This is a genomic window from Streptomyces daliensis, assembly GCF_054782395.1.
This window is the reverse complement of the sequence record NZ_BAAGSO010000005.1, coordinates 62,141-79,802: the sequence shown is the minus strand read 5'-3', so window position 1 is coordinate 79,802 and position 17,662 is coordinate 62,141. Positions and strand designations below refer to the sequence as shown.

Below are 17,662 nucleotides of genomic sequence, written 5' to 3'. Positions count from 1 at the left end.
CTCCTGCCCCCGAACAGGCTATTCAGCCAGGGGAAGTTGAGTGACAAGCAGTTTTCCGGCCATCGTCACACCGCCGTCCATGGCCACGGCCATGCCGTCCGCGTAGACGTGCGGACCGGTGACATGGGGCGGCGCCTCCTCGTCGTCCCCGGCCTCGCCGCCGACCTCGCCCAGGAGGTACGGGATCGGACTGTGCCCGTGCACCACCCGCTTGCCGCCGAATGCGCCGAGGAACTCGCGCACGGCGGGCACCCCCGACTCCTCGTCGCGGAAGGCGAAGCGCTTGGTGAACTTGCGGAACAGGTCCCAGGTCTCGTCCGCGTCGTTGCGCTGGAGCGCCTGGGTGACGGCGTCGTTGACGGCCTCGATGGTGTCGCCGTACTCGAGGTAGCAGGTGGCGTCCGAGTGCACGAGCAGATGGCCGTCGGCCAGCGCCATGGCGTCGAGCCGGGACATCCACTGGATGTGGTGGTCCTGGAGGCGCTCCATGTCCGTGCGCTGGCCGCCGTTGAGGAGCCAGGCAGCCTGGAACGAGGCGGTGCCCGCACCGGAGTTGACGGGGGTGTCGCCGAAGCGCTTGGCGCCGATGAGCAGCAGCTCGTGGTTGCCCATGAGCGCCTTGCAGTAGCCGCCGGCCGCCGCTGCCTCGGCGGAGAGCTGCATCACCAGATCGATGACGCCGATGCCGTCGGGGCCTCGGTCGGTGAAGTCCCCGAGGAACCAGATGCGCGTGTCGCCCGCGATCCAGTGGTCCTCGGCGTCGATGATCCCGGCCTCGCGCAGCTCGGTCCGCAACTGGTCGAGATAGCCGTGCACGTCGCCCACGACGTACAGCGGGCCATCGCCCTCGTGCGTGGTGGCGACGGGGGACGGGACGTCGACGAGCGTGGGCTCGGGCGTGGCGGCCGTGCCGCCGATGACCGGCAGATCGCGCTGCGTCGGCGTGTACTCCTGCGAGGGTTCGCCCTCGGGCTCGGGCGCCGCGGGAGTGTCGGACGGTGACGTCGCCTGCGCTCCGGGAGGCGTGGGAGGCGTGGGAGGCACGGAAGCGGCCCAGGTCACGGGCGGCCCGACCGGCGCCGCCTGCGCCGGAGTCCGGGCCGGTACCGGTACTGGTGCCGGTACCTGTGCCGGTGCTGGCACCCGCTCCTGGGCGGGTACCGCCGGTACCGCTGGCACCACCGGTACCGCCTGGACCTGTTCCTGGGCCGGTACCTGGTCCGGCACCTGCGCCGGTACGGAAGATACGGGTACGGGCTCCGACACGTCTTCGGGCGTGAGCCGCACGGGCCGCATGGGCTGAAGATGCCCCGCGCCCCTCGCCGCACCGCCGTGCCATACATCGGGTCCCTGACCGGCCCCCTGAGTCATCGACCCCTCCACCATCGCGCGCCGCCGTGCACCGCCGAACCTTCCCCTGCCTCTCTTGGGCACACTCCACACCTGTCCTTCGGCGGGGAGGTCCCACAGGTCGGGAGGTGGGTCCGGTGTCGTTCGCCCATCATAGGAATGCCGGTCGTGCCTTGTGACGCACCTGGGGGGTGCCAATTGACACGCGGCCCCGGCGGACCGGGAATTTCGCCTGATTTCTGAGGGTACGGAAGTGCGCCGCGCCGCCGCGCGTGGCCGCGCTGCCCGTCGGCCGGGGTGTTTTCCGTCGGCTCGCCGAGGTCAGTCGGCCGAGGGGGTGCGGGGCGCACTGATGGTGGCGCGCGGTGGACGGCGCTGCGAGGAGGTGCGGACGATGAGGTCGGTCGGCATGACCTGCTCCACGGGGCGGCCCGTGTCGATGCCCTCGATGGCGTCGATGAGCAGTTGGATGACGGTGTTGCCGATGCGGCCCGGCTTGAGGGAGAGGGTGGTGATCGGCGGCTCGGTGGTGGCGTAGACGTTGGACTCGCTGCAACAGACGAGGAGCAGGTCCTCGGGGACGCGCAGGCCGTAGCGGCGCGCCGCGGCGAGGAGGTCCGTGCCGTTGGGGTCGAAGAGGCCGTAGACGGCGTCGGGGCGGTCGGGACGGGCGAGCAGGCGGTCGGCCGCGATGGCGCCCGCGCAGGGGTCGTGCGCGGGATACGACTCGTAGACGGGGTCCTGGCCGACGCGTGCGCACCAGTCGAGGTAGGCGGTGGTCGACAGCCGGGTGTAGGTGTCCGTGCTGGTGCCGGTCAGCAGCCCGATGCGCCGGGCACCGGACTCGGCGAGGTGGTCGAGCAGGCCCATGACGGCCTCTTCGTGGTCGTTGTCGACCCAGGCGGTGACGGGCAGGGAGCCGCTGGGGCGGCCGTCGGAGACGACGGGGATGCCGGAGCGCACCAGCTCCGAGACGACGGCGTCCTCGTCCGAGGGATCGATGACGACGGTGCCGTCGAGCGCGACGTTGGACCACACGTCGTGCCGGGAGGTGGCGGGGAGGATGACCAGCGCGTACCCACGCGCGAGCGCGGCGGAGGTGGCGGCCCGCGCCATCTCCGCGAAGTACGCGAATTCCGTGAAGGTGAACGGTTCTTCGCCGTACGTGGTGACCGTCAGCCCGATGAGACCCGACTTGCCCGTGCGGAGCGTCCGGGCGGCGGCCGAGGGCCGGTACCCGAGGCGCTCGGCGACCTCGCGGACGTGGCGGCGGGTGGCATCGGGCAGGCGGCCCTTGCCGTTGAGCGCGTCGGAGACAGTGGTGATCGAGACACCGGCCGCTGCGGCGACGTCGCGGATACCCGCCCGCCCGTTCAGCCGGCTCCCGCCACGCGCCCCCCGGGGGGCCGAAGCGCGGCCCACCTGATGCTTCTCTGCTGCTGTCATGGCGACCCGATCGTAGGCCCGCAGTACGCGGCACGAGGGGAGGTACGAGTGAGGTGCAGAAGGTACGTTTCTGCAAGAACGTTTCCCCGGAAAATCCTGGGAATCGTTGGCGGCAAAGGGCCGTGTGACCTTGAACACTCGGGATTTTGGCCCGTGAGCCCGCTGAATCGGCGATATTGCGAAGAGGTCTCAACTCACCTTCACGGGGGATGCGCGCCACGGCTCCCGCCACCAGCGCGCAGGGCGCACGGAGGGCTCTCGTCCCCTTTTGCGCGCCCCTTTCCGGCCTCCTCATAGGGTGAGCACTATGGGAGTCCACGGGACGGTCAAGGAGGATCAGCGGTGAGCGAGAGCGAGAAGACCCCGAGGCTGCGCGGCGCACTCGACGGTATCCCGACGTACAAGCCGGGAAGGCCGGCCGCGGCGGACGGCCCCGTCTCCTACAAGCTCTCGTCCAACGAGAACCCCTATCCACCGCTCCCCGGCGTGCTGGAGTCGGTGACGGGGGCCGCCGCGTCCTTCAACCGCTATCCCGACATGGCCTGTTCCACGCTCATGGCCGCGCTCGCCGAGCGCTTCGGCGTCCCGCCCGAGCATCTGGCGACGGGCACGGGTTCGGTCGGCGTCGCGCAGCAACTGCTCCAGGTGACGGCGGGCCCGGGGGACGAGGTGATCTACGCCTGGCGCTCCTTCGAGGCGTACCCGATCATCACCCGCATCTCCGGCGCGACGCCCGTCACGGTGCCGCTCACGGAGGGCGAGGAGCACGATCTCGACGCGATGGCCGACGCCGTCACCGAGCGCACCCGCCTCATCTTCGTCTGCAACCCCAACAACCCCACCGGCGTCGCCATCCCCCGCGAGGACCTGGAGCGCTTCCTGGACCGGGTGCCCGGCGATGTGCTGGTGGTGCTGGACGAGGCGTACCGCGAGTTCGTGCGCGACGAGCGCGTCGTGGACGGCATCGAGCTGTACCGCGACCGGCCGAACGTGTGCGTGCTGCGGACCTTCTCCAAGGCGTACGGGCTCGCCGGGCTGCGCGTCGGCTTCGCCGTGGCGCACGAGCCCGTGGCCGCCGCGCTGCGCAAGACGGCCGTGCCCTTCGGCGTCAGCCAGCTCGCGCAGGAGGCGGCCGTCGCCTCGCTGCGCAGTGAGGACGCGCTGCTGGAGCGGGTGGAGGCGCTGGTCGGCGAGCGTACGAGGGTGACGCGCGAGCTGGAGGCCCAGGGCTGGACGGTGCCCGTGTCGCACGCGAACTTCGTCTGGCTGCGGCTGGGGGAGCGCACGGACGGCTTCGCCGCCGCGTGCGAGGAGGCCGGGGTGACGGTCAGGCCGTTCACGGGTGAGGGCGTGCGGGTCTCGGTCGGCGAGACCGAGGCGAACGACATCTTCCTCCAGACGGCAGCGGCCTTCCGCAAGAACGAGCTGTGACGGCGGGACGCGCTGCCCGCTGAGCCTGGCTGAGCGATCGGCCGACCGGAACCGCTGCTCACGAGCCGTTCCCGAGCCCTTCCCGGCCCGGCGCCACACCGGCCCCTCACCTGAGTGGGGGGCCGGTCGCATGTCCGAAAAGACCGGTCGTAGGATTGCTTGTGAATGTGAACGCATTCACGACCGTGTCTTGCGGTCCCGTCAATGCTGCACAAAACCGGCAAAGTGACTGTGGCTGTGACTGTGCGGAGGGCGCGACCTAAGGAGAGAGCCCGTGGACCTTGCTCTGGCGCCGGAGACCCTGGCGCGCTGGCAGTTCGGCATCACGACCGTCTACCACTTCCTGTTCGTCCCCCTGACGATCTCGCTCTCGTCACTCGTCGCGGGCTTCCAGACCGCGTGGGTGCGCACGAGCGACGAGAAGTACCTTCGAGCGACGAAGTTCTGGGGAAAGCTCTTCCTGATCAACATCGCCATGGGTGTCGTCACCGGCATCCTCCAGGAGTTCCAGTTCGGGATGAACTGGTCCGACTACTCGCGCTTCGTCGGTGACGTCTTCGGAGCCCCGCTCGCCTTCGAAGCCCTCATCGCGTTCTTCTTCGAGTCGACCTTCATCGGCCTGTGGATCTTCGGCTGGGACAAGCTGCCGAAGAGGATCCACCTCGCCTGCATCTGGATGGTCGCCATCGGCACCGTCCTCTCCGCCTACTTCATCCTGGCGGCGAACTCCTGGATGCAGCACCCCGTCGGCTACCGGATCAACGAGGAGTCGGGGCGCGCCGAGCTGACCGACTTCGCGCGGGTGCTGTTCCAGAACACCGCGCTCGCGCAGTTCTTCCACACCATGACGGCGGCGGCCATAGTGGGCGGCGCCTTCCTGCTGGGCATCTCGGCCTTCCACCTGATGCGCAAGAAGCACGTCAGGGTGATGCGCACCTCGCTGCGGGTCGGCCTGGTCACGCTCGTCGCCGGCGGGCTGCTGACCGTCGTCAGCGGCGACCGGCTCGGCAAGATCATGTACGAGCAGCAGCCCATGAAGATGGCAGCGGCCGAGGCTTTGTGGGAGACCCAGGGGCCCGCGCCGTTCTCCGTCTTCTCCTACGGGGACGTCGCGGCCGGGCACAACAAGGTCGCCATCGAGATCCCCGGCGTGCTGTCCTTCCTCGCGCACGACAACTTCACCGAGGAAGTCCCCGGCATCAACGACACCAACGCGATGCTCAAGGAGAAGTACAAGGACACCATCGGGCTCGACGACTACCGGCCCAACATCCCCGTCGCCTACTGGGGATTCCGGTGGATGATCGGCTTCGGCATGGCGTCCGTCGCGGTCGGTGCGGCCGGGCTCTATCTGACGCGCAGGAAGCTGTGGCTCGCCGAGCGCCTGCGCACCACCGCCGACGAGGTGCCACGGCTCGCCCTCACCAAGAACCGGGAGCTGAGCCCCTGGCTGACGAAGTGGTACTGGCGGCTGGCCCTGTGGACCATCGCCTTCCCGCTCATCGCCAACTCCTGGGGCTGGATCTTCACCGAGATGGGCCGTCAGCCGTGGGTCGTCTACGGCGTGCTGCCCACCTCCTCGGCCGTCTCGCCGAGCGTTTCGCAGGGCGAGGTGCTCACGTCGATGATCGTCTACACGGCGCTGTACGCGGCCCTCGCCGTCATCGAGGTCAAGCTGCTGGCGAAGTACGTCAAGGCGGGACCGCCCGAGCTGACGGAGGACGACCTCAACCCGCCCACCCGGATCGGCGGTCACGACCGTGACGACGCCGACCGGCCGATGGCCTTCTCGTACTGAGCCCGGGAGCGCGCAATGGAACTCCACGACGTCTGGTTCGTGCTCATCGCCGTCCTGTGGACCGGCTATTTCTTCCTGGAGGGCTTCGACTTCGGAGTCGGCGTCCTCACCCGGCTGCTGGCCCGTGACCGCGCCGAACGGCGGGTGCTGATCAACACCATCGGCCCCGTCTGGGACGGCAACGAGGTCTGGCTCCTCTCCGCGGGCGGCGCCACCTTCGCCGCCTTCCCCGAGTGGTACGCCACCCTCTTCTCGGGCTTCTACCTGCCCCTGCTGCTGATCCTGGTCTGCCTCATCATCCGGGGTGTCGCCTTCGAGTACCGCGCCAAGCGGCCCGAGGACAGCTGGCAGACCCGGTGGGAGTGGGCCATCTTCATCACCTCCGTGCTGCCCGCCTTCATGTGGGGCGTCGCCTTCGGCAACATCGTGCGCGGCGTGAAGATCGACGCGGACATGGAGTACGCGGGCACCCTCTTCGACCTGCTCAACCCCTACGCACTGCTCGGCGGGCTGGTCACGCTCACCCTCTTCACCTTCCACGGCACCGTGTTCACGGCGCTGAAGACGGTGGGCGACATCCGTACCCGGGCGCGGCGGCTCGCCACCCGGCTGGGGCTGGTCACGGCGGTGCTGGCCGTCGTCTTCCTCGTCTGGACGCAGGCGCACACCGGGGACGGCAAGAGCCTGGTGGCGCTGGTCGTGGCCGTCGCCGCGCTGGTGGCGGCGCTGGGGGCGAACCTCGTGGGGCGCGAGGGGTGGTCGTTCGCCTTCTCGGGGGTCACCATCGCCGCTTCCGTGGCGATGCTGTTCCTGTCGCTGTTCCCCGACGTCATGCCGTCGTCGCTGAACCCCGACTGGAGCCTGACGGTGACGAACGCCTCGTCGACCCCGTACACGCTGAAGATCATGACCTGGTGCGCGGGCATCGCCACGCCCGTCGTCCTGCTCTACCAGGGCTGGACGTACTGGGTCTTCCGCAAGCGGATCGGCACGCAGCACATCGCCGGTACGCACTGAGGACACCGGGGCGGGGCGGGGCGTCGGTGCGAATCGACGGCCCGGTCCACCCCGACCCACCCCGCAGTACCCGAGACCCGAGGCTTTGGGGGCCGCAGCATGAAACCCGTGGACCCGCGTCTGCTCCGGCACGCACGTGCCACCCGTGTCTTCCTCGTCGCGTCCGTCGTGCTCGGGCTGGCGGGCGCGTGCCTGGTGATCGGGCAGGCCATGCTGATCGCGGAGATCGTCGTCGGCGCCTATCAGGAGGCCGCCTCGGCGGCCGATCTCCGCGACCCCCTGCTTCTCCTGGCCGCCGTCTCCGCCGGGCGCGCGCTGGTCTCCTGGCTGACGGAGCTGGCCGCGCACCGGTGCAGCGCCGCGGTCAAGTCCGAGCTGCGCAACCGCCTCCTCGCGCACGCAGCGCGTCTGGGCCCCAACTGGCTCTCCGGCAAGCGGACCGGCGAACTCACCGCGCTCGCCACGCGCGGCATCGACGCGCTCGACGACTACTTCGCCCGCTATCTGCCGCAGCTCGGGCTGGCCGTCGTCGTCCCCGTCGCCGTGCTGGCCCGCGTCGTCACCGAGGACTGGATCTCCGCGGCCATCATCGTGGTCACGCTCCCCCTGATCCCGCTCTTCATGATCCTGATCGGCTGGGCGACCCAGTCCCGCATGGACCGCCAGTGGCGGCTGCTCGCGCGGCTGTCGGGGCACTTCCTCGACGTCGTCGCCGGGCTCCCCACGCTCAAGGTCTTCGGGCGGGCCAAGGCACAGGCCGAGAACATTCGTGCCATCACCGACGACTACCGGCGCGCGACGCTGCGCACCCTGCGGATCGCGTTCCTGTCGTCGTTCGCGCTGGAACTCCTCGCGACGATCTCCGTCGCGCTCGTCGCCGTCACCATCGGCATGCGCCTCGTGCACGGCGAACTCGACCTCTACACCGGGCTCGTCGTCCTCATCCTCGCGCCGGAGGCGTATCTGCCGCTGCGTCAGGTCGGCGCCCAGTACCACGCGGCGGCCGAGGGGCTCTCGGCCGCCGAGGAGGTCTTCGCCGTCCTGGAGACCGAGGCCCCGGCGCGCGGTGGGGTGCCCGCGCCCGACGTGCGCTCCCGTGACATCGCGCTGGACCGGGTGCGAGTGCGGTACGAGGGGCGCACGCACGACGCGCTGCCCGAGACCAGCCTGCGGCTCGCGCCCGGTGAGACCGTCGCGCTCGTCGGGCCCTCCGGCGCGGGCAAGTCCACCCTGCTCATGGCCCTGCTGGGCTTCACGCCGCTCGCCTCCGGACGGGTCCTCTTCGGCGGTGACGGTGACGGTGACGGGGATGGCGACGGCGATGGCGACGGTACGGACCTGGCCGGGGTGGACCTGGCCACCTGGCACGAGCAGATCGCGTGGGTGCCCCAGCATCCGCACCTCTTCGCCGGCACGGTCGCCGACAACGTGCGGCTGGCCAGCCCGGACGCGGGCGACGAGGAGGTACGCCGCGCCCTGCGCGACGCGTCAGCCCCGGAACTGGACCCCGGCACGGTGCTCGGCGAGGGCGGCAGTGGCCTGTCCGCGGGGCAGCGTCAACGGGTCGCGCTGGCCCGCGCGTTCCTCGCCGACCGGCCCCTGCTCCTGCTGGACGAGCCGACGGCCGCGCTCGACGGCGAGACCGAGGCGGCGGTCGTCGACGCGGTGCGGCGGCTCGCGGAGCACCGGACGGTGCTGCTGGTCGCGCACCGGCCCGCGTTGCTCGCCGTCGCCGACCGCGTCGTACGGCTGGGCGCGCCGCCCGAGGCCGGTGCGGCCGTGCCACGCCCAGGCCCCGAACCCCGCTGGGTGGCCGCGGTGGCGCACGGGGACACGCCCGTGACCGGTTCCGGCGGTTCTGGCGGTTCCGGTGAGGCGGGCGGGGCGGCTCCGGTTCCGGCGCAGGTTCCGGTTCCGGTACGGGTCCCGGAGGGGGAGGCCGCGCACGGCCCCGGAGACAGGGGCGAGGTGGCGACGGGCGGTGCCGCTCAGGGCCGTGCCCTCGCGCGGGTGCGACGGTTCGCGCGGCCCCTGCGGGCCCGCTTCGCGCTCGCCCTGCTGCTCGGGGCCCTCGCGCTCGGCAGCGCCGTCGGGCTCATGGCGACCTCGGGCTGGCTGATCTCGCGGGCCTCCGAGCAGCCGCCGGTGCTGTATCTGATGGTCGCCGTCACCGCGACCCGTGCCTTCGGCATCGGCCGCGCCGTCTTCCGGTACGCCGAACGCCTCGTCTCCCACGACGCCGTGCTGCGCGTCCTCGCCGACCTCCGCGTCGCCGTCTACCGCCGCCTGGAACGGCTCGCGCCCGCCGGACTGCGCCGCACGCGACGTGGCGACCTCCTGTCCCGGCTCGTCGGCGACGTGGACGCGCTCCAGGACTCCTTCCTGCGCTGGCTGCTGCCCGCCGCCGTCGCGGTGACCGTCAGCGCGGGCGCCGTCGGCTTCACCGCCTGGCTGCTGCCCGAGGCCGGTGCCGCACTCGCGGCGGGGCTGCTCGTCGCCGGGCTCGCCGTGCCCGCGCTGACCGGCGCCGTCTCCCGGCGTACGGAGCGCAGGCTCGCGCCCGCGCGCGGCGAGCTGTCGACGCGGACCGTCGACCTGCTGACCGGGACCGGCGAACTGACCGTCGCGGGGGCGCTCCCGTCCCGTACCCGCGAGGTGCGGGAGGCCGACGCGGCACTGACCCGGGTCGCGACGCGGTCCGCCGCCGCGACCGCGCTGGCCGCTGGCCTCACCACGCTCGCGGCCGGGCTGACCGTCACGGCAGCCGCCTGGGCGGGCGCGCAGGCCGTCTTCGACGGGCGGCTCGCGGGGGTCTGCCTCGCGGTGGTCGTACTCACCCCGCTCGCGGCGTTCGAGGCGGTCAACGGCCTGCCGCTGGCGGTGCAGTTCCGGCAGCGTACGAAGCGCTCGGCCGAGCGCGTTTTCGAGGTCTTGGACGCCCCCGAGCCGGTGCGCGAGCCCGTGCCGGTGCGCGAGCCCGACGCGGCGGGGCAGTCCGGCCCGGTGGGTGAGCCAGCCGCTGTGCGGGGGTCCGCCTCCGGGCGGGTGGCCGAGCCCGTGCGGGAGCCCGACCTATTGGGTCAGCCCGCTCCCGGGCGGGAGCCCGGACCTGTGGGCACGTCCGACCCCGTGGGTCACCCCGATGCCGTGGACGAGTTCCTTCCCGGGCGGGCGTCCGGGCCTGTGGGCCAGCCCGGTCCTAGGCGGGTGCCCGAGCCCGGGCGCGAGCCCGTCCCGGCAGGCGAGCTCGGCTCCGGGCGGGAGCCCGAGGGTGTGCGGGGGCCCGACCCCGTGCGCGAGCCCGACGCGGCGGGGCAGTGCGGCCCGGCGGGTCAGTCCGGTCCCGGGCGGGGGGCCGGAGAGGCGAGCGCGGCGCCCGCCTCTCCGTTCCCCCTCGGCGTCAGGGCGCTGAGTGTGCGTCACCCCGGGCAGGAGGGGCGGCCGGCGCTGGAGGGGTTCGATCTGGATCTGGTCGCCGGGCGGCGCGTTGCCGTCGTCGGGGTCTCGGGTTCGGGCAAGACGACGCTCGCGCAGGCGCTGCTGCGCTTCGTGGAGCCGGAGAGCGGCTCGTACACGCTGGCCGGGGTCCCCGCCGCCGCGCTGCCCTCGGACGAGGTGCGCCGGCACGTCGGGCTGTGCGCCCAGGACGCGCACCTCTTCGACAGCACTCTGCGCGAGAACCTCAGGCTCGCCCGTACGGACGCGAGCGACGCCGACCTGCGCGGCGCCCTCGCGCGGGCGCGGCTCGACGGCTGGGTGGCGACGCTGCCCGACGGGCTCGACACGCTCGTCGGCGAGCACGGCGCCCGGCTCTCCGGCGGCCAGCGGCAGCGGCTCGCGCTGGCCCGCGCGCTGCTGGCCGACTTCCCCGTACTCGTGCTGGACGAGCCCGCCGAACATCTGGACCTGCCCACGGCCGACGCGCTCACCGCCGATCTGCTCGCGGTGACCGAGGGCCGTACGACGGTGCTGATCACGCACCGGCTGCACGGCCTGGAGGCGGTGGACGAGGTGATCGTGCTGGACGGCGGCCGTACCGTCGAGCGCGGTCCGTACGCGGAGCTGGCCGGGGGCGACGGGCCGTTCCGCCGGATGCTGGAGCGGGAGGCGGCGACGGACGGGCTGCTGGGAGCCGGGTCCGAGACCGGGGCCGGGGCCGGGAACGGTTCCGCGTGGGCCGCCGTGCCCGTATAGACGCGACACGGGGGGCGGGGCGGGGAAACGGACTTTCTCTGCTTTTCCCCGCTTTCCCCGTCAAGCGTGACTTATTACGCTCGACGCCATGTCCCCGACCTCACCGGGCCGCCCCGTCAGCCCCGTCAGCCCTGCGGCGACCGAGGCCGCCAACCAGGCGGCCGTGCTCGCGACGACCGACCTGGAGGCACTGTCAGGGGACTCGGCAGCGCGGCTGCCCCGGCTGCTGGAGGCGATGGTCACCATCGGCACGGGGCCCGAGCTGCACAGCACCTTCGATCGGATCGTGGAGACGGCGGCGCGCGTCGCCGACTGCCGTTACGCGGCGCTCGGTGTGCTCGCCGAGCACCGCGACGGGCTCCAGGACTTCGTGACCTGCGGCATGACGGACGAGCAGATCGCCCGGATCAGCCGCTTCCCCGACGGCAAGCACGGGCTGCTCGCCGTCGTGCTCGGGCAGGAGGAGCCGCTGCGGCTGCACGATCTGAACGCGGACCCGCGCGCCTGCGGTTTCCCGCCTGGGCACCCGCCCATGCGCAGCTTCCTCGGGCTCCCCGTCAGGGTCGGCGGCGAGGTCTTCGGCAACCTCTACCTCACCGAGAAGCGCGGCGGCGGGGACTTCACCGACAACGACGTGCTCCTCATCAAGATCCTCGCCACCCAGGCGGGCATCGCCATCGGCAACGCGCGCCTCCACGAGGCGGCCCGTCAGCGCGAGCGCTGGATCGACGGCAGCGCGGCCCTCACCACCTCCCTCCTCGCGGGCGACGTGGACAACGCGCTCGCCGTCGTCGCGGAGGAGGCCCGCTGGCTGGCGGACTCGGCCGCCGGAATCGTGCTGCTCCCCACGTCAGGGGAGAACGGACACGGGGAGGGCGGGGGCGGGGGTGGGCTGGAGATCGTCGCCGTCTCGGCCGACGACGCGAGGGGACTGATCGGCACCGTCGTCCCGCCCGGCAGCGCCGTGCTGGAGCAGTTGCGCGGCGGCGAGCCCGTCTACATCGACGACGCGGCCACCGACCCCCGCATGGTGACGCACGTGTCCCAGCGCTTCGGGCCGAGCATGATGCTTCCGCTGACGAGCGGCGGCCGGGTCATCGGCACGCTCGCCCTGCCGAGGGAGCGGGGCGGGGAGCCGTTCACGGAGGTGGAGAAGACGCTGGCCGCGCAGTTCGCGGCGCAGGCCGCGCTGGCGCTGGTCCTGGCGGACGCGCAGCGCGACCGCGAACGGCTCGCGGTGTACGAGGACCGGGACCGCATCGCGCGCGATCTGCACGACCTCGTCATCCAGCGGCTCTTCGCGACCGGCCTGATGCTCCAGAGCACCCAGCGCAGGGCGCGGGAGCCGCTGCCGGGCACGGGATCGGAACCGGGATCGGAACCGGGATCGGAACCGGGATCGGAACCGGGGTCGGGGTCGGGGTCGGCACCTGAGCCGCTGCCGGGTCCGGAGCCGGAGGTGAGCGAGGGGATCGGGCGGGCCGTGGACGAGCTGGACGCGACCATCGCGGAGATCCGTACCGCGATCTACGCGCTCCAGCAGCAGCCGGACGAGGCCGTCGCGGGCCCGCGCACGCGCGTGCTGCGCGAGACCGGCCTCGCCGCCGTCCCGCTGGGCTTCCGCCCCTCGGTGACCTTCGTAGGGCCGGTGGACGTGCGGCTGCCGGAGGCGGCCACGAAGGAGCTGGTGGCGGCGTTGCGTGAAGCGCTGTCGAACGCGTTCCGGCACGCCCGCGCCTCCCGTATCGAGGTCACCGTCGACGTCACGGCGGCCCTGCCCGACGGGTCGGACGGGGTGCTGCTCACCGTCGCCGACGACGGGGTGGGCGTCGGTGCCCCGGACGCCGGGCGCCGCAGCGGGATGCGGAACCTGGCCCGTCGCGCGGAGAACCTCGGCGGCACGGCGAGCTGGGGCCCCGGCATCGGCCCCGGGGGCGCGGGGACGACGGTGGTGTGGGGGGCGCCGCTGTGACGGTGGCGTGCTGCGGTGTGTGTGGAGGTGGGAGGGGCGGTCAGGAGGCGAGGAGGCGTTCGACGACCTCCGCGACGCCGTCGTCCTCGTTGGAGGACGTCCGGTGCGTGGTGGACGCGAGGACGGCGGGGTGCGCGTTGGCCATCGCGTACGAGGTGCCCGCCCAGCCCAGCATCTCCAGGTCGTTCGGCATGTCGCCGAAGGCGACGACCTCGTCGGCGCTGATGCCCCGCTCGTCGCAGCAGCGGGCCAGCGTGCTGGCCTTGCTGACTCCCGGGCCGCTGATCTCCAGCAGGGCCGACGGGCTGGAGCGGGTGAACTCCGCGTGCGTTCCCGCGACCTCGCGCCCCAGCCGCAGGAAGGCGTCGGGGTCCATCTCGGGGTGGTGCGCGAGCAGCTTCAGCACGGGCTGCGCGGCGAAGTCGGCCGACTCATCCATGTCGTCAAGGTCGTCCGAGAGCAGCTTCTCGGCCGGTGCGACGACGGCTCCGGGGTCGAGGTAGAAGGGCGGGTAGGCCGCCTCGTAGTGGATGCCGCCGGTCCGCTCGACGGCGAACGACACCCCGGGCGCCGCCTCGCGCAGCGCGCGGACGACCTCCAGCGCGTCCCGTCGCGGCAGCTCCCGCACCCTGACGACGCGCCGCCCGCGGTGCAGGTCGACGACCGCGGCGCCGTTGGCGCAGATGGCGAGGCCGTGGCCGTGTACGTGTTCGCTGACGACCCCCATCCAGCGCGCGGGGCGCCCGGTGACGAAGAAGACCTCGATGCCCGCGACCTCGGCGGCGGCGAGGGCCGCGACCGTACGGTCGGACACGGACTTGTCGTCGTGCAGGAGGGTTCCGTCGAGGTCCGTCGCGATCAGTCGGGGTCGGCGGCGGGAGCGGGAGCGGGATGCGGGCGGCTCGGTCGCGGTCACGATGACCATCTTCCCGCATATGCCTGAACAGGCGTGCGAAGGGGCGCCCGGATGAGCGCTCAGCCGTGCGAATCGGCCACGCCAAGCCGGTCGGGCGGCAGGACGGTAGGGCGGCCGGACGGTGCGGCGGGAGGGCGGGCCCGCGCCGTCGGACAGCGCGTCCCGGGGAACGGCTCGCATAGGGTCGGCGCCATGCGTCTCAGTACCGTCATCCTGCCGATCCACCGCTGGTCCGAGGGGGGCCGCGACACGTGGCGCCGCGCCGAGGACCTCGGCTTCCACACCGCGTACACCTACGACCACCTCTCGTGGCGGACCTTCCGCGACGGCCCCTGGTTCGGTGCCGTCCCCACCCTCACGGCTGCTGCGGCGGCCACCGAGCGCGTACGGCTCGGCACCCTCGTCACCTCGCCCAATTTCCGGCACCCGGTCACCCTCGCCAAGGAGCTGATCTCCCTGGACGACATCTCCGGCGGCCGGGTCACGCTGGGCATCGGCGCGGGCGGCTCCGGCTTCGACGCGACGGCGCTCGGCCAGCACCCGTGGACGGCGCGCGAGCGCGCTGACCACTTTGGCGAATTCGTACCGCTTCTGGATCAGCTCCTGACGCAGGACGTCACCTCGTACGAGGGCACGTACTACTCCGCGCACGAGGTCCGCAACATCCCCGGCTGTGTGCAGCGGCCCCGGCTCCCCTTCGCCGTCGCGGCGACGGGCCCGCGCGGGATGCGGCTGGCGGCGCGCTACGGGCAGGCGTGGGTGACCACGGGCGACTCCGCGACGAACGTCGAGGGCGGCACGCCCGAGGCGTCGCGCGCGGCGCTCGCGCGGCAGGCGGAGCGGCTGGACGCCGCCTGCGCGCAGGAGGGCAGGGACGCGTCCGAGGTGGACCGCGTGCTGCTCACGGGGTTCACGCCTGACCGTCACCTGGAGTCGGTCGACGCGTTCGCCGACTTCGCTGGCAGGCACGCCGAGCTGGGCTTCGACGAGATCGTGCTGCACTGGCCGATCCCGGACTCGCAGTTCGCGGCCGACCCGGCGGTCTTCGAGAAGATCGCCACGGAGTTCCACCAGGGGTGAGCGGGGGCCTGGGCGGCTCCTGGGCGGCTCCTGGCCGGGGCTGGCCGGGCCTGCCGGGCCTGGTCAGGGCTGGTCAGGGTGCTTATGCCGCGTTGAGGGAGGAAGAGGGACAATCGAGGGGCCGGGGCGGCGAGCACGAACAGCCCGCCCCTGCTCAGCACGGCGAGCAGGACGAGCAGGACGAGCAGGACAAGGAGGACGCAGCATGGCCGCAGGACGTACGCGCTATGCGCCGGACCGTGGGCTCACGAGCCGCATGGTCGTCACGATGTTCCTGATCGGGCTGCTGTACGTCGTCTTCGTCGGCGTGCTGATCGCGCTGCTCGGCAAGGCGTGGCCCCTGGTCGTGCTGATCGCGGGCGGGCTGTTCGTGGCCCAGTTCTGGTTCAGCGACCGCATCGCGGCCTTCAGCATGGGCGCCCGCGAGGTCACGCCCGAGCAGGCGCCCGAGCTGCACGGCGCGGTGGACAGGCTGTGCGCGCTGGCCGACATGCCCAAGCCCAAGGTGGCCATCGCGGAAACGGACGTGCCGAACGCCTTCGCGACGGGCCGCAACCAGCGCAACTCCCTGGTCTGCGCGACGACGGGCCTGTTGCGGCGCCTGGAGCCCGAGGAGCTGGAGGGGGTGCTGTCGCACGAGCTGTCCCACGTCGCGCACAGGGACGTGGCCGTCATGACCATCGCCTCCTTCCTGGGCGTGCTCGCCGGGATGGTCACGCGTATCGCGCTGTGGGGCGGCTTGGGGCGCGCCGCCGGGCGGCAGAACAACAACACGCCGCTGGTGCTGCTGATCCCGCTGGTCAGCGCCCTGGTCTATGTCGTCAGCTTTCTGCTGACGCGGCTGCTCTCGCGCTATCGCGAGTTGTCGGCCGACCGCGCGGGCGCGCTGCTCACCGGGCGGCCCTCGGCCCTGGCCTCGGCACTCACCAAGATCAGCGGCGATATGTCACGCATCCCGACGAAGGACCTGCGGCAGGCGGAGGCGTTCAACGCCTTCTACTTCGCCCCCGCCATCTCCGGCCAGAGCATGGCCGCGCTGCTGTCCTCGCACCCGCCGCTGGAGAAGCGGCTCGACCAGTTGCGGCGCATATCGACCCAGCTCGGCGGATGACACGGACGCGGGGGCGGGGACACGGGAGGCAGGGACACAGGGGACAGGGACAACGGGGGACCGGGACACGGGAAGCAGGGAGACGACGTGGGTTTTCTGGACGCGATCCTCGGGCGCAGCAAGCCGGTGCGGCCCGATCTCGACCAGCTCTTCGCCCTCCCCTCGGCCGCCGTCACGCTCCAGGCCGGTGCGGGGCTGGTCCCGACGGGTCTGGGCTCGGTCTGCTTCGCGACGGTGGAGGGCGGCGCGTTCGCGCGGCTGCGCCAGGACGTGCGGGCGCTGCTGGACGCGGACACGGAACGCGGCGGTGTACCCGTCGAGTTCAGTCAGGACGACTACGGCTACACCTGGCTCCTGGCACGCCACACGCCGGACGACATGGCCTCACTGGTCAACGACCTGCACGCGGTCAACACCCTGCTGGCCGAGGGCGGCTTCGGGCCTCAACTGCTGTGCTCCCTCGTCGGGTTCAGGGAGGAGGGCGGTGCGGGGCGCTCCCTCGCGCTGGTCTACCTCTACAAGCGCGGCACCTTCTACCCCTTCGCGCCCGTGCCCGGAGGGGGCGAGAAGCGGGACAACGCGCTGGAGATCCAGGCCAGCGGGCTGCTCGCCGATGACCTGACCGTCGAGAAGGACCTGGGGCGCTGGTTCCCCGTCTGGGGCGCGCCGGGCCTGTGAGCGGACTCTTTCCTGTGGGGTTCGGGGCCCGGGGTTCGAGGCTCGTGCGGGGGCCCGGGTTTCAGCCCGGGAAGCTCACATAGGCGGGTGGCACGGCGGCCACCAGCCAGACCCCGTTCCCCGTGACGCGGAACGCGTGTCCGTCGCGGTGCATGGCGCCCGCCGCGACGGGGAGCACCACAGGCCGACCGCGCCGCGCCCCGACCCGTACCGCCGTCTCGCGGTCCGGCGAGAGGTGGACGTCGTGCCGCGCCATGGCCCGCAGCCCTTCCTCCCGGATCGCGCCCACGACCCGGCCGACGGTCCCGTGGTAGAGCCACTCCGGCGGCTCGGCGGGCGGCAGCCCGAGGTCCACCTCGACGCTGTGCCCCTGCTGGGCGCGGATACGGACGCCGTCCGCGTCGATCACGTAGCGCCGCTTGTCGTTCGTGGCGACCACCTCTGCCAACTCGGCGCGGCTGAAGCGGAAGCCGTGCGCTGCGGCTGCGCCGATCAGCTCGTCGATGTCCACCCAGCCGTGCTCGTCGAGGCGGATGCCGATCCGGGCTGGGTCGTGGCGCAGATGGCGGGCGAGGTACTTCGAGATCCTCGTGTCGCGTTTCTCGTTCATCCGGCCAGCGTGCCGCGCGCCACGGCGCACGGCACGCCGTTTTTTCCTCCGGCTGTCCT

At 72.4% G+C, this 17,662-nt stretch carries 12 protein-coding genes; 8 read left to right on the top strand and 4 right to left on the bottom strand.

What is annotated here, in order from left to right; all coding sequences use genetic code 11:
- Positions 1 to 18: 18 nt before the first annotated feature.
- Positions 19 to 1,386: a metallophosphoesterase gene (locus ACYVOO_RS01080; RefSeq protein WP_461013856.1), complete on the bottom strand. Its 1,368-nt coding sequence runs from the start codon at positions 1,384 to 1,386 to the stop codon at positions 19 to 21.
- A 285-nt stretch (positions 1,387 to 1,671) separates the two neighbouring features.
- On the bottom strand, positions 1,672 to 2,796 hold the full coding sequence (locus tag ACYVOO_RS01075; protein WP_461013775.1) for a LacI family DNA-binding transcriptional regulator: 1,125 nt from the start codon (positions 2,794 to 2,796) through the stop codon (positions 1,672 to 1,674).
- 342 nt (positions 2,797 to 3,138) lie between these two features.
- On the opposite strand from ACYVOO_RS01075, the gene hisC reads away from it, so the two are divergent.
- The 5 genes from hisC (at position 3,139) to ACYVOO_RS01050 (ending at position 13,208) form a co-directional block, all read left to right on the top strand.
- Positions 3,139 to 4,227, top strand: a complete 1,089-nt coding sequence (gene hisC / locus ACYVOO_RS01070; RefSeq protein WP_461013774.1) for a histidinol-phosphate transaminase — start codon at positions 3,139 to 3,141, stop codon at positions 4,225 to 4,227.
- Positions 4,228 to 4,501: 274 nt separating this feature from the next.
- Complete coding sequence (locus ACYVOO_RS01065) at positions 4,502 to 6,025, top strand: cytochrome ubiquinol oxidase subunit I (protein WP_461013773.1); 1,524 nt, start codon at positions 4,502 to 4,504, stop codon at positions 6,023 to 6,025.
- A gap of 15 nt (positions 6,026 to 6,040) precedes the next feature.
- Positions 6,041 to 7,042, top strand: coding sequence for a cytochrome d ubiquinol oxidase subunit II (gene cydB, locus ACYVOO_RS01060; protein WP_461013772.1), 1,002 nt, complete (start codon positions 6,041 to 6,043; stop codon positions 7,040 to 7,042).
- Positions 7,043 to 7,141: 99 nt separating this feature from the next.
- Positions 7,142 to 11,236, top strand: coding sequence for a thiol reductant ABC exporter subunit CydD (gene cydD / locus ACYVOO_RS01055; RefSeq protein WP_461013771.1), 4,095 nt, complete (start codon positions 7,142 to 7,144; stop codon positions 11,234 to 11,236).
- An 88-nt stretch (positions 11,237 to 11,324) separates the two neighbouring features.
- On the top strand, positions 11,325 to 13,208 hold the full coding sequence (locus tag ACYVOO_RS01050) for a sensor histidine kinase (RefSeq protein ID WP_461013770.1): 1,884 nt from the start codon (positions 11,325 to 11,327) through the stop codon (positions 13,206 to 13,208).
- 40 nt (positions 13,209 to 13,248) lie between these two features.
- Here the strand turns inward: ACYVOO_RS01050 and ACYVOO_RS01045 are convergent, their stop codons facing one another.
- Positions 13,249 to 14,133, bottom strand: a complete 885-nt coding sequence (locus ACYVOO_RS01045; protein ID WP_461013769.1) for a Cof-type HAD-IIB family hydrolase — start codon at positions 14,131 to 14,133, stop codon at positions 13,249 to 13,251.
- 183 nt (positions 14,134 to 14,316) lie between these two features.
- On the opposite strand from ACYVOO_RS01045, the gene ACYVOO_RS01040 reads away from it, so the two are divergent.
- From ACYVOO_RS01040 to pspAB, 3 genes are all read left to right on the top strand, one after another.
- Positions 14,317 to 15,204 carry an LLM class flavin-dependent oxidoreductase gene (locus ACYVOO_RS01040; RefSeq protein ID WP_461013768.1) on the top strand — a complete coding sequence of 296 codons (888 nt, stop codon included), beginning with the start codon at positions 14,317 to 14,319 and terminating at the stop codon, positions 15,202 to 15,204.
- Positions 15,205 to 15,409: 205 nt separating this feature from the next.
- The gene (gene htpX, locus ACYVOO_RS01035) at positions 15,410 to 16,315 is read left to right on the top strand and encodes a zinc metalloprotease HtpX (RefSeq protein ID WP_461013767.1); all 906 of its coding nucleotides are present in this window, start codon (positions 15,410 to 15,412) and stop codon (positions 16,313 to 16,315) included.
- Positions 16,316 to 16,402: 87 nt separating this feature from the next.
- Positions 16,403 to 16,993 carry a PspA-associated protein PspAB gene (gene pspAB / locus ACYVOO_RS01030; protein ID WP_461013766.1) on the top strand — a complete coding sequence of 197 codons (591 nt, stop codon included), beginning with the start codon at positions 16,403 to 16,405 and terminating at the stop codon, positions 16,991 to 16,993.
- A gap of 61 nt (positions 16,994 to 17,054) precedes the next feature.
- On the opposite strand, the gene ACYVOO_RS01025 is transcribed toward pspAB, so the two are convergent.
- Positions 17,055 to 17,603, bottom strand: coding sequence for an RNA 2'-phosphotransferase (locus ACYVOO_RS01025; protein ID WP_461013765.1), 549 nt, complete (start codon positions 17,601 to 17,603; stop codon positions 17,055 to 17,057).
- Positions 17,604 to 17,662: the final 59 nt, after the last annotated feature.